General features: G+C 36.7%; 12 protein-coding genes. 11 read left to right on the top strand and 1 reads right to left on the bottom strand.

The genetic code is table 11. The features are described 5' to 3' along the window. Positions 1-2 precede the first annotated feature (2 nt). From MY04_RS10305 to MY04_RS10280, 6 genes are all read left to right on the top strand, one after another. Entirely contained in the window at positions 3-1,088 is a 1,086-nt protein-coding gene (locus tag MY04_RS10305; RefSeq protein ID WP_066209382.1) for an asparaginase, read from the top strand. 256 nt (positions 1,089-1,344) lie between these two features. Next, entirely contained in the window at positions 1,345-2,169 is an 825-nt protein-coding gene (locus tag MY04_RS10300; RefSeq protein WP_066209380.1) for a MotA/TolQ/ExbB proton channel family protein, read from the top strand. A 58-nt stretch (positions 2,170-2,227) separates the two neighbouring features. Then, the gene (locus MY04_RS10295; RefSeq protein WP_066209378.1) at positions 2,228-2,581 is read left to right on the top strand and encodes a hypothetical protein; all 354 of its coding nucleotides are present in this window, start codon (positions 2,228-2,230) and stop codon (positions 2,579-2,581) included. 3 nt (positions 2,582-2,584) lie between these two features. After that, positions 2,585-3,133, top strand: coding sequence for an ExbD/TolR family protein (locus MY04_RS10290; protein WP_066209376.1), 549 nt, complete (start codon positions 2,585-2,587; stop codon positions 3,131-3,133). Between the two features lie 60 nt (positions 3,134-3,193). Then, positions 3,194-3,652 (top strand): ExbD/TolR family protein, encoded by a 459-nt coding sequence (locus MY04_RS10285; protein WP_066209375.1) that lies wholly within the window; start codon positions 3,194-3,196, stop codon positions 3,650-3,652. Between the two features lie 107 nt (positions 3,653-3,759). Next, on the top strand, positions 3,760-4,245 hold the full coding sequence (locus MY04_RS10280) for a flavodoxin family protein (protein WP_066209373.1): 486 nt from the start codon (positions 3,760-3,762) through the stop codon (positions 4,243-4,245). Positions 4,246-4,338: 93 nt separating this feature from the next. On the opposite strand, the gene pulA is transcribed toward MY04_RS10280, so the two are convergent. Continuing rightward, positions 4,339-6,366, bottom strand: coding sequence for a type I pullulanase (gene pulA / locus MY04_RS10275; protein ID WP_066209371.1), 2,028 nt, complete (start codon positions 6,364-6,366; stop codon positions 4,339-4,341). 821 nt (positions 6,367-7,187) lie between these two features. Between pulA and MY04_RS10270 the strand changes: the two genes are divergently transcribed. The 5 genes from MY04_RS10270 to MY04_RS10250 all read left to right on the top strand — a co-directional run bounded on the left by MY04_RS10270 (position 7,188) and on the right by MY04_RS10250 (position 12,293). Then, on the top strand, positions 7,188-7,772 hold the full coding sequence (locus MY04_RS10270) for a GNAT family N-acetyltransferase (protein ID WP_066213194.1): 585 nt from the start codon (positions 7,188-7,190) through the stop codon (positions 7,770-7,772). Positions 7,773-7,810: 38 nt separating this feature from the next. Next, entirely contained in the window at positions 7,811-9,022 is a 1,212-nt protein-coding gene (gene argG, locus MY04_RS10265) for an argininosuccinate synthase (RefSeq protein ID WP_066209370.1), read from the top strand. Between the two features lie 151 nt (positions 9,023-9,173). Then, a complete protein-coding gene (gene argC, locus MY04_RS10260; RefSeq protein WP_066209368.1) occupies positions 9,174-10,163 on the top strand; it encodes an N-acetyl-gamma-glutamyl-phosphate reductase in 990 nt (329 codons plus the stop codon). 18 nt (positions 10,164-10,181) lie between these two features. Continuing rightward, positions 10,182-11,321, top strand: coding sequence for an aspartate aminotransferase family protein (locus tag MY04_RS10255; protein ID WP_066209365.1), 1,140 nt, complete (start codon positions 10,182-10,184; stop codon positions 11,319-11,321). Between the two features lie 15 nt (positions 11,322-11,336). After that, complete coding sequence (locus tag MY04_RS10250) at positions 11,337-12,293, top strand: N-acetylornithine carbamoyltransferase (protein WP_066209362.1); 957 nt, start codon at positions 11,337-11,339, stop codon at positions 12,291-12,293. The last annotated feature ends 301 nt before the right edge of the window (positions 12,294-12,594 follow it).

Here is a 12,594-nt window from a genome sequence, read left to right as displayed (position 1 = left end):
ACATGACCAAAAGAACCTATTTTAAAACTGTAAATATTAATTCCACCGGCCCGAATGCATCAGATACTTCCATACTATTAATATATACTGGAGGTACTATTGGTATGGACAGGGATCCGAAGACGGGAAGTTTAATACCTTTCGATTTTGAGAAAATAATCGATGCTGTACCAGAACTGAAAGCATTTGATTTCGAATTGACAGTGATATCATTAGATCCATTAATTGATTCCTCTGATATTACCACAAAACATTGGGTACAATTGGGGACAATCATAGAAGAGTTTTATGATGATTTTGATGGGTTTGTCATTTTACACGGAACAGATACAATGGCATTTACTGCATCTGCATTGAGTTTTATGATTGATGGTGTACATAAGCCTGTGATTCTAACAGGTTCTCAATTACCCATTGGAGAGAAGCGTACAGATGCCCGAGAGAATTTGATGTCGGCATTAGAGATTGCATCAGAAAGACATGAATCTGGAGAAATGTTGGTGCAGGAAGTATGTATCTGCTTTAATAGTAAATTACTTCGAGGGAACCGAGCGAAGAAATCTCAAAATTTCAATTTTACAGCTTTTAGAACCTACAATTACCCTTCATTAGCAGAAGCAGGTATCTTTATAGAGTACAAAAGAGATGCATTTTGGAAAGATCCTATTGTTGGTCCAGCTAAATCCATGAAAGAAATCACATCTGATGTGATCTTATTGAAGATTTTCCCAGGAATGAATGAGGTTATCGTAAAACAAATGTTGGATACACCAGGGTTGAAAGGTGTAGTGTTGGAATCTTATGGTTCTGGTAATACACCAACGACAAAATGGTTTTTAGATCTTTTGGAAGAAACCGTGAAAAAAGGTGTGGTCGTTGTTAATATATCTCAATGTAACGGAGGAACAGTTATGCAAGGGCATTATGCTACAAGTGCAGCCCTAAATCGCATTGGTGTACTCAGTGGAAAAGACATGACTACAGAGGCAGCGCTCACAAAATTAATGTGTTTGCTGTCAAAATATGATAATATTGATCGGGTGAAAAAACTGATTGGGATTCCTTTGAAAGGTGAGCTTACATTGTAAATTAACTAACTATAACATTTATTTAGGTGATTAGTGTTAGTTATGCATTTATAATCGAAAATTCCACTTGTATATAAATTTAATTATACATTTATTTGCGAGTCAGTAGTCGTTAAAAACTATCAAAAAGAATACTAATTCAAAGATTAGTATTAACTTGCTCAACGATTACAGATGATAGTCAAACAAATTTATTTTTACAGTATCGGTGCGTAGTTTATCTACCGATAGATTACGATCTGAACGTTAGAGAGTTATGAAAAAAGTATTCGCGTTATTGATGTTTTTCTGTGCATTGACATTCAACACAGCACAGTTATTTGCACAAGATGAAGCAGCAACAGAAGAGGCTGCTACAGAAACAGAAGAAGTAGCAGCAGTTGAAGAAGTTTCAGCAGTTACTGAAGTTTCTTCTGACGATGTAGAAGGTGTTGCTGAAGAGGCAACTTACACACAAGCAGTGAAGCAAAAGTTCATTGAAGGTGGTTGGGAATTTATGGGAGCAGTATTGATTACTCTTATCCTAGGTTTAGCAATCGCTATTGAGCGTGTGATTACATTAACTTTATCAACTACTAATACTAAGAAGTTGATGGCTAAAGTTGATGAGGCGTTATCTTCAGGTGGAGTTGATTCTGCATTAGAAGTAACTAAAGCAACTCGTGGTCCAGTAGCTTCAATCTTTACACAAGGTTTGATGAGAGCTTCTGAAGGCGTTGACATGGTTGAGAAATCAGTTGTTGCTTACGGTTCAGTAGAAATGGGTAAATTGGAAAGAGGATTACCTTGGATCTCATTGTTTATTGCTTTGGCACCAATGTTAGGTTTCATGGGTACGGTAATCGGTATGATCGGTGCATTCGACGCAATCGAAGCAGCTGGTGATATCTCTCCTTCACTTGTAGCAGGTGGTATTAAAGTAGCCCTTCTTACAACTGTAGCAGGTCTAATCGTAGGTGTGATCCTTCAAATTTTCTACAACTACTGTGTATCTACTATCGACGGTATCGTATTAGATATGGAAGATGCTTCTGTATCATTAATCGATATGTTAGTAAAACACGAAGTAGCTGCTAAATAAGTAGCACCTATTTACAAACAGTAAATAGTATTTGTAGAACTTTAGAAAAAACACAATTATGAACGGTGAAGCTATATTTACAGAATATTTGCTACCTTTCACAGGATTTTTGATTATTGCGGCATTAGTGTTAACTGTAGTAGGTTTCATTATGTCAATTGCAACAGATCCTAAATCAGCTATCGTTGTAGTTATTGCACTTGCTGGTTTGGTAGTACTATATTTCATCGGCGTATCTTTAGCAGATAGCGAAGTAATTATCGCAGGTAGAGACATGTCAAAATTTAATGTTGATGCACTAATCTCTCAGAGAATTGGTGGCGTATTAAATATGACATACTACATGTTCGGTATTGCAATCGTTGCTATTGTAGTCGATTTTATTCAAAGAATTGTCAAAACATTCGGATAAGCTATGTTAAAGAAGAAGCCTAAAGAAGCACCAGAAATCAATGGTGGTGCAATGGCGGATATCGCCTTCCTTTTACTTATCTTCTTCTTGGTGGCGACAACGATTGCATCTGACAAGGGTGTAACAGTAATGTTACCTCCAAAGGCAGAAAAGACAGATGTGAAAGTTAAAGAACGTAACGTTTTCAATATTATCATCAACTCACAAGACATGATCTTGGCTCAAGAAGAGCAAATCAATGATCTTGGTCACATGAGAGAAATGGTAAAGAAATTCGTTCTTAACCAAGGAAAAGATTCCAAATCATCTGAGTCACCTGAAAAGGCAATTATTTCATTAAAAACTGACCGTGGTACATCATATGATATGTACATCTCGGTAGTAGATGAATTAAAGCTTGCTTACGCAGAAATGCGTGCAGCAGCAGTTGGGTTGCCTTTAGAAGATTTCCAGAATCTGGATAAAGATAAACCAGCTCAGAAGGAAAAGCTTGATAAAGCTAAGGATTTGATTCCTTACAAAGTATCAGATGCTGAACCAACTGAGATATAAAATTAGTATTCCATAAAACGCCACATTTAAAGGTGTGGCGTTTATTAAAAATACTTTGCTATGGCAACGTTTAAGAAAAAAACAAAAACGAAGCAGGACATCCCTACTTCAGCCTTGCCAGATATTATTTTCATGCTTTTGTTCTTCTTTATGATTGCAACGACTTTCCGTGAGTCTGAGCTTTTAGTAAAGAACTCTCTGCCACAAGCATCTGAGTTAACAAAACTTGAGAAGAAATCATTAGTGTCTTACATCTATATCGGTGAACCAACTGATAAGAAAAACGGTACTGAAGCTCGTATTCAGGTGAACGATGTACTTATCTCTACAGATCAGATCGTTCAACACGTTATTTCTGAGAAAGACAAACTAGGTGAGGATGGTAATAAAATTACTATGTCATTAAAAATTGACAAAGAAGCTAAAATGGGTATCATTTCTGATGTTCGTCAAGAATTAAGAGAGGCGAATGCATTGAAAGTGAACTATGCAGCTAACAAAAAATTACGTTTAGACTAATTTTTTGAAGTCAATACTAAAAAGGTCATGCCGTAAAGGTTTGACCTTTTTTTTATGTCCTAAATTCAGTAATTTTTATTCTCACTCCTCATCATCAATGATTTGCTATGAAAAACGGAATTATCCTTCTAGGAAGCTCAAATTCATCTGGCTATACCTATCAATTGTCTAAATTGATTGCCGATAAGTTCGACTATCCTATCGTTGATTTAAAACAATATAAAATCCTGCCTTTTGATTATCAATTCGAAAATCAGGAGGATGATTTTATCAAGGTATTTGATGAAGTATTGAAATATGATCATATAGTCATTGCAACACCTGTTTATTGGTATAGTATGTCTGGCATTATGAAAACGTTTTTTGATCGCCTGACGGATGGATTAATCATTCATAAAGACAAAGGAAGGCTACTTAGAGGAAAAACCATGTCGGTGATTTCTACAGGTACAGACGAGAAGGTGGTAGATTACTTTTTTAAACCCTTTAAATCTTCTGCAGATTATTTAGGAATGAGATTTAAATGGTGCGTCTATGTGAGTTCCAAAAATGGAATAAAGTTGACAGAAGAGGATATAAAAGACTTGAAATAAAAAAGGGAGTTGTCTCATCAACCCAGGCGTTAAGACCTGTGTTGATGATACAACTCCCTCTTAATTTGATATCAAATCGATATCAAGAAATATTTATTTTACTAGAACCAAAGCAGAAACACCATCAACAACAGGAGATGAAGTTGATTTAATACCTTTAGCATCCGCTTTCTTACCATCAACTAAAACTTTCCAATTTCCTTTTTCGATGAATTTAGCGATGTTCTTCGCTTTCTTACCCGAATTGAATACAACAACAATGTCATTGGAAGTTTCTCCATTAGGCTGACCTGTAATAGTGTAACCAATGATGTGATCGTCTTTGAAATCAATAAACTTCAGATGTTTTTGAATCATCTCTGTTGAAGTCATTCTAAACGCAGGATGTGCTTTTCTAACATCAATTAGTCCTTGATAATATTGGAAGACGTCTTTATTTTCCACTTTCCAATCGTAATCCAAACGGTTTACAGCGTCCGGCTTGTTGTATGAGTTGTGCTCACCGCCTTTAGTACGCATCATTTCAGCACCTGAGTGGATGAAAGGAATACCTTGAGAAGTTAACACGATGGCCGAAGTTAATTTATGCATCTTCTTGATCTCTGCTTCAGAGGCTTTTGGCTGAGATACCTTCAGTTTGTCGTATAACGTATGGTTATCGTGACAAGAAACATAAGTAACTGTTTGATCTGGCTCAGGAGCCCATGCAGCTTTAGAGTAGTTGACTTTGCTATAATCAATTTGATCGTGTTGCGTAGAACCTACGATACCGAATTTAATAGCATCGTTCAATTTAGTACTTCCTTGAACATATCCGATTTCATCATCATAGAAAACAGAACCTTTTAAGGCATCACGGATATCGTCTGAGAATGCAGCCACACCTTTCATTTTTGGTGTATTGGCTTTAATAGCTCTCTGATCAACCGGAAGAGGGGAATCGTTGGCTGTCCAACCCTCACCATAAATAATGATCGATGGATCTACTTCTTCTTTTAATCTTTTAGCGATTTCGTTCATTGTAGTTACATCGTGAATACCCATTAAGTCGAAACGGAAACCGTCTAAGTGGTATTCTTTCGCCCAGTACAAAACCGATTCTACCATGTATTTTCTCATCATCGCACGATCAGAAGCGGTTTCGTTACCGCAAGCAGAGGCGTCTGAGTAGCCACCTTCTTTATTTTGTCTGTAGTAATAACCCGGAACTTCTAAGGAGAAGTTAGAGTCATCACCGCTAAATGTGTGATTGTACACAACATCTAGAACTACACGAATACCTTTGTTGTGAAGTGCTTGAACCATTTCTTTGAATTCCTTGATTCTAACCGCACCATCATGAGGGTTGGTTGAATAAGAACCTTCTGGAACATTGTAGTTTTGTGGATCGTAACCCCAGTTGTATTGAGGAACGTCTAATCTAGTTTCATCTACCGTCTTGTAATCATAAGAAGGTAATAAGTGAACGTGAGTGACCCCTAGTTCTTCTATATGATCAATTCCTGTTTTTACACCCTTAGGGCTTTTTGTACCTGTTTCAGTAAGTCCAATAAACTTACCTTTATTTTTGATGCCTGAGTTTTTAGAAATAGAAATGTCTCTTACGTGGATTTCATATAAGATCGCATCAGTTAAGTTCTTTAAAGCAGGACGCTTATCTTGATCCCAACCTTGAGGATCTGTAGATGCTAAATCAACTACCTGTCCTCTCATACCGTTTGCACCCACAGCCACTGCGTAAGTACCAGGAGTTTCTGCTAACGTTTTTTCCTCAGTTGTGACTTGATAGGTATAGTATTTACCTTTTAAATCGCCGTCTATGTTCGCAAACCAAGTTCCTTTCACAGATGGCTTCATTTCAACAGTCTTAGTTGCTGAACCTCCTAAGTCTTGATCGTAAAATTTTAAAGTAACTGTTTTGGCAATTGGAGACCACATTCTAAATGTAGTATTCGATGGTGAGTAAACTACGCCAAGTTCACCGTCATAAGCTGGATATTTGTTATACACTTTTTTGTCAAAATCATTATGCCCATCCGCTTGTTCAGATGGAGAACAAGAAAATAGCATACTAGTTAAACTAAACAGGATAACAGCAATTGTGAATTTGTTTCTTTTCATATTTATTGACTAGATTATTTTTCAGGCTTATTATTGAATCCTTTTCATTCAATGTTGATGTTCCTTTTTTATACAAAGGGTAAATAACAATTGATTTCAGTACTTAATTTCATTTCTTTTTGATTAATAATCAACACTTGTTCACTAAAGTTTAAAACGGAACCGATTGCAAATTGTGAAATACATTTTTTTTGTATTCTAAAGAGATGAGTTGATGATAAAATAAGAGGATTTTTAATTATTCATACTGTTGAAATATAGCATCAAATAATTCATTAATTATTGATGCTGATTTAAAATTAAACACCCATACAAATACTAAATTTCGGTAGAACTATTAGGAGAAAAAAACTGTCTTAAATAAGAGGATTATTTGTGATTTATTTTGGTAGAAATGATCTTTTAAAATTTCACCAGCTGTTCAAAATTTAACACTTAAAAGTGGGGTGTTCAAAATTTAACACTGTGTATTTTAAATTTGTCATCGAAAAAATAAATTCATTAAAAAAGTGTCAATAAAATGCTGATATGCTTGAATTTATCATTTTAAAATATCAAGTTTGATCCATCATAAAAAATAAATGAAAGGAAAAATCAAACATATCGCCCCTGAATTTAGGATGAATATCACCTTATTTTTTGATAAGATGGAGGCCGGTATGTACCCTGCTTTTTATCGACGATCGCGAAGGTAGTTCTCAACTTTTTACAGTTATAAAATCCTAAGTAGATCTTTTAAGTTTTTAGATAAAAAGAAAAACACTATTTTCATTAAATCCCATTAGGGCGGAACAATGACTATTAAGAATACCATTCAAGAGATGAAACATATATCGAGCTTCAGCATTGTGGAAGCGAGTTTAGAAGAGCATAAAGAGTATGCTAAAGATATCTGTTTTCAGATAGAAGAGTCTGCAAAGGCGAGAGGAACCGGTATTGCCAAAAGATCAGTAGATTATATAGAAAATAAATTTGCGGAAGGTAAAGGAGTGATTGCGATAGCAGACGACGGAACTTTTGCAGGATTTTGTTATATCGAATCGTGGGGACACAATAAATATGTGGCCAACTCTGGTTTGATTGTCAATCCACAATTTAGAGGTACTGGCTTAGCGAAGGCAATTAAGAAAAAGGCTTTTCAGCTATCTAGAAAGAAATATCCCGAAGCCAAATTATTTGGTTTAACAACCTCATTACCTGTAATGAGAATCAATAGTGAATTGGGCTACCGTCCGGTCACTTTTTCTGAGTTAACAGACGACGAGCAATTCTGGAAAGGTTGTCAGTCTTGTGTAAACTACGATATCCTACAACGCACTTTCAGAAAGCACTGTTTGTGTACAGGGATGATTTTCGATCCTAAAGACCCGAGATATAAATCGGCAATGGACTCGAACCAACAATAAAGATTAAAAAATTAACAACAAATAAAAGAAAAAGATCTATGAGTAAGAAAGTGGTTTTAGCCTTCAGTGGTGGTTTGGATACAACATACTGTGTGAAATATCTTTCAGAGGAAAGAGGGCTAGAGGTGCATACCGCTATCGTTCAAACAGGAGGTTTTTCTGATGACGAATTAAAAGAGATTGAAGAAAAAGCATTTAAACTAGGTGTGGCTTCTCATATCACTTTAGATCAAACAGAAACTTTCTATGAGCAATGTGTGAAATATTTAGTGTATGGTAATGCATTACGTTACAATACTTACCCTCTAAGTGTAAGTGCTGAACGTGTATTCCAAGCATTAGCAATTGCTGAATATGCAAAGAAAATTGGAGCAGACAGTATCGCTCATGGATCTACAGGTGCAGGTAACGATCAAATCCGTTTTGATATGGCATTTAAGATCATCTGTCCTGAAGCAGAAATTATTACGCCAATTAGAGATAATCAGTTATCGAGACAAGACGAAATCGATTTCTTGATTTCTAAAGGTGTAGAAGGCGATTGGGAAAAATCGATGTACTCGATTAACCAAGGTCTTTGGGGTACTTCAGTAGGTGGTAAAGAAACATTGGGTTCTAGATTATCACTTCCAGAGGAAGCTTACCCAACGCAAGTATCAGAGACTATCCCTAAGAAATTAAGCTTGACGTTTGAAAAAGGTGAATTAGTAGGTATCGACGGTAAGATCTACGATAAGCCTGTTCAAGCGATTCAAGAATTAAATAAAATAGCTTCTCCTTATGGTATTGGTAGAGACATCCACGTGGGTGACACTATCATTGGTATTAAAGGAAGAGTAGGATTTGAAGCAGCAGCCCCGGTGTTAACCATCAAGGCACACCACCTATTAGAGAAGCACACACTTACAAAGTGGCAATTGTATTGGAAAGAGCAATTGGGTAACTACTATGGTATGTTAACGCACGAAGGTCAGTGGATCGATCCTGTAATGCGTAACATCGAGAAATTCTTAGAAGATACTCAATCTCATGTGACAGGTGAAGTATTCGTGACATTGTTCCCTTACCGTTTCGAATTGGAAGGTATTGAGTCGAAATTTGATTTGATGAACCCAGAATTCGGTGCATACGGTGAAATGAACAATGCATGGACAGGTGAAGATGCTAGAGGTTTTGCCACCATTTTAGCGAATCAGAACATGATCTTTGGCAAAGTGAAAGAAGCTGCCGAAGAGACTGTATCAGAATAATATTTAAACCTGATAACTTGAATTGGTATGACACTAAGGGTGCGGAATTTCTTCTGCATCCTTTTTTATCGAACCAATTTGATACAACCTAAAAGTGGAGTCTTCAAATCCACATCAAAAAGAAACAACAAACTTATAGTATAAAGAAATCATGAAAGTTGGAATTATTGGCGGCGCCGGCATGACAGGCGGTGAATTATTAAGAGTAGTGTTAAATCACCCAGAAGTGGATATTGCTTATGTTCATAGCCGATCGCAAGTAGGTAAACCACTTCATGCAGTTCACAAAGACTTATATGGCGAAAGCGATATCACTTTTACGGGTGAGATTGGAGAAGCAGACGTAGTTTTCTTATGCTTGGGCCACGGTGAGTCGGTGAAATTCTTAGAAGACAATTCATTCCCATCATCAACAGTAATCATCGATTTAAGTCAAGACTTTAGATTAGGTGAGGGAATTGTAGAAAATAGATCAATGCAATTGGGAGATCGTGAGTTCATTTACGGTTTACCTGAGATGCAAAAAGACAAAATTAAGTCAGCAAAAAACATTGCCAACCCTGGCTGTTTTGCGACTGCCATTCAAATAGCTTTATTACCACTGGCTGACGCTCAGAAGTTGAACAATGAAGTACATATAAGTGCGATTACAGGTTCGACTGGTGCCGGTGTAAAGCTTATGGCAAGTACTGCGTTTACTTGGAGAACAAGTAACATCTCACATTATAAAGCCTTCCAACATCAGCATTTATTAGAAATTGGTCAGAGTCTAAATCAATTGCAAAATGGTTTCGACCACAAGATCAACTTTATTCCTTATAGAGGTAACTTCACAAGAGGAATTTTAGCTTCTTGTTATTTGAAATCAGATTTATCTCAAGAAGAAGCGGTAAAACTTTTCAAAGATTATTATGCTGATGCTGCATTCACTCGCGTTTTAGATGGTCCTTTAGATTTGAAACAAGTAGTGAACACCAACAGAGGTTTTATCAGCATCGAAAAACACGATGATACATTGTTGATTACCTCAGCAATTGATAACTTACTGAAAGGAGCTGTTGGACAAGCTGTTCAGAACATGAACTTAATTTTCGGACTGGACGAGAAGACAGGTTTGAACCTTAAACCAATGGCATTCTAAAACTCAAAAATCACTATTATGGCAAATTTATTTGATGTATATCCCTTATTTGATATCACTCCCGTAAAAGGTGAAGATGTTTGGGTATATGATGAAAAAGGCGAAAAATATCTAGACTTGTATGGTGGTCATGCCGTGATTTCGATCGGACATACCCACCCTCATTATAAAAAACAACTTTCTGATCAGTTAGAGAATTTGGTATTCTATTCTAACTCTATTCAGAATCCACTTCAAAAAGAATTGGCATCTAAATTAGGTGAAGCAAGTTGTTATCACGATTGGAATTTATTCTTATGTAATTCTGGAGCAGAGGCCAACGAAAATGCCTTCAAATTGGCTTCATTTTACAATAAGAAAACGAAGATCATTTCTTTCACAAAAGGATTTCACGGAAGAACATCTTTAGCCGTTGCTGCTACAGATAACAAGAATATTGTGGCGCCATGTAACGCAGTTCACGATACTTTAATTCTTCCATTTAACGATGTAGAAGCTTTAAAAGAGGCTTTTGCTCAACACGAAATCTGTGCAGTTGTTGTAGAAGGTATCCAAGGTATTGGAGGTATCTACGAACCAACAGAGGAATTCATGCAAACGATCAGAACTTTATGTGATGATCAAAATGCAGTTTTCATTGCCGATGAGATTCAATCAGGCTACGGACGTTCAGGTAGATTCTTCGCACATCAGTGGTACAATGTTATTCCAGATGTGGTGACTATGGCCAAAGGAATGGGGAATGGATTCCCTATCGGTGGCGTATTCATTTCTCCTAAGTTCGAAGCAGCCTACGGTATGTTGGGGACAACATTTGGAGGAAATCACTTAGCCTGTGCAGCTGGTATTGCTGTATTAGATGTCTTGAAAGACGAAAACCTTATCGAAAAATCGGTAGAAGTAGGAGAGTGGTTAGTGGAGCAATTGAAATCAAATCCTGCCATCAAAGAAATTCGTGGAAAAGGATTGATGCTAGGTATCGAGTTAAATGAAGCGGTGGCACCTTTAAGAAAGAAATTATTGTTTGATCATAAGATCTTCACTGGTGCATCATCAAATAAAAACACGGTACGTTTATTACCACCACTTACATTAACAAAAGAGCAAGCACAATTATTTGTGAATGCTTTTGAAGCAGTAACTAAAGAAATCGCATAAATCCCACTATAGAAAATGGAAAAATTTTTATCTGTAAACGATGTTCAAGATGTAAATGAAATCGTTGAAAGTGCATTAAAGATAAAAGCCAACCCTGAAGCCTACGGGGATGTTGGAAAAAATAAAATGTTGGGTCTATTGTTCTTCAACCCAAGTTTAAGAACAAGATTAAGTACACAACGCGCCGCTCGTCATTTAGGAATGGACGTGATGGTGATGAACATTGATAAAGACGGTTGGAAAATCGAAACAGAAGAAGGTGTAATCATGGACAGTGATAAAGCAGAGCATTTAAAAGATGCTGCTGCCGTAATCAGTCAATATTGTGATATCATCGGTGTTCGTTCTTTCCCTAACCTTCAAAATAAAGAAGAAGATTATTCTGATTCAATCATGAAAGATTTTGTGAAGTATGCAAAATCTCCGATTGTATCCTTAGAATCAGCTACTCGCCACCCATTACAATCTCTAGCAGATTTGGTAACGATCAGAGAAAATTCTGATAAACCAAAAAAGAAAGTAGTACTTACTTGGGCACCTCACCCAAGAGCATTACCTCAAGCGGTACCTAATTCATTCGCTGAGTGGATGAATGCTGCTGATGATGTAGAATTAGTCATCACTGCACCTGAAGGATACGAATTGGATCCTGAGTTTGTTGGAGAGGCGACTTTCACTACCAATCAAGACGAAGCTTTAAAAGGAGCCGACTTTGTTTATGCCAAAAACTGGTCATCTACAAAAGAATACGGTAAAGTTGTTTGCAAAGACAACTCTTGGCAAATTACGGAAGAGAAAATGGCATTAACCGATAATGGTAAATTTATGCACTGCCTTCCAATCCGTAGAAACGTAGTGGCTAGCGACGCTGTATTGGATAGCGAAAACTCTCTGATCTTAGAGGAAGCGAATAACAGGACGTTTGCGGCTGCGGCGGTGTTGAACGCAATCCTTGAGGAAGATAGGAGTTAGGAATTAGGAGGTAGGAGTTGCTGAGTTTACGCTCGTTTTTTAGGTAATAAGTAATAGCTAATAGGTAAAGGCGAGATTTTTAAAATTCCAGATTGTATCAATAGCCCAGGAATTCATTCCTGGGGATATGAAAAGGTGATTTCTTTGTATAGAAAATAGTTGCCTTCATAAAATAGTATTTTATACTAAGTTTTCCATCTATCTAGACTTCAGTTCGTGGGTGGGGGATGTCGGGGTTAATGATACTATTTGATTCAAAGACATACACACACAATGACGTTGAAACCCAACGTCATTGTTT

This window comes from Flammeovirga sp. MY04, from assembly GCF_001682195.2.
In the GTDB taxonomy this organism is placed as follows: domain Bacteria; phylum Bacteroidota; class Bacteroidia; order Cytophagales; family Flammeovirgaceae; genus Flammeovirga; species Flammeovirga yaeyamensis.
The sequence above is the reverse complement of the archived record's forward strand: the minus strand, read 5'-3'. Positions and strand labels throughout refer to the sequence as shown.

Coding starts and splice junctions, on each gene's coding strand:
- argC (WP_066209368.1), top strand. CDS start 9,174: ATGAAAGTTGGAATTATTGGCGGCGCCGGCATGACAGGCGGTGAATTA.
- MY04_RS10270 (WP_066213194.1), top strand. CDS start 7,188: ATGAAACATATATCGAGCTTCAGCATTGTGGAAGCGAGTTTAGAAGAG.
- MY04_RS10280 (WP_066209373.1), top strand. CDS start 3,760: ATGAAAAACGGAATTATCCTTCTAGGAAGCTCAAATTCATCTGGCTAT.
- MY04_RS10305 (WP_066209382.1), top strand. CDS start 3: ATGACCAAAAGAACCTATTTTAAAACTGTAAATATTAATTCCACCGGC.
- pulA (WP_066209371.1), bottom strand. CDS start 6,366: ATGAAAAGAAACAAATTCACAATTGCTGTTATCCTGTTTAGTTTAACT.
- argG (WP_066209370.1), top strand. CDS start 7,811: ATGAGTAAGAAAGTGGTTTTAGCCTTCAGTGGTGGTTTGGATACAACA.
- MY04_RS10250 (WP_066209362.1), top strand. CDS start 11,337: ATGGAAAAATTTTTATCTGTAAACGATGTTCAAGATGTAAATGAAATC.
- MY04_RS10285 (WP_066209375.1), top strand. CDS start 3,194: ATGGCAACGTTTAAGAAAAAAACAAAAACGAAGCAGGACATCCCTACT.
- MY04_RS10255 (WP_066209365.1), top strand. CDS start 10,182: ATGGCAAATTTATTTGATGTATATCCCTTATTTGATATCACTCCCGTA.
- MY04_RS10300 (WP_066209380.1), top strand. CDS start 1,345: ATGAAAAAAGTATTCGCGTTATTGATGTTTTTCTGTGCATTGACATTC.
- MY04_RS10295 (WP_066209378.1), top strand. CDS start 2,228: ATGAACGGTGAAGCTATATTTACAGAATATTTGCTACCTTTCACAGGA.
- MY04_RS10290 (WP_066209376.1), top strand. CDS start 2,585: ATGTTAAAGAAGAAGCCTAAAGAAGCACCAGAAATCAATGGTGGTGCA.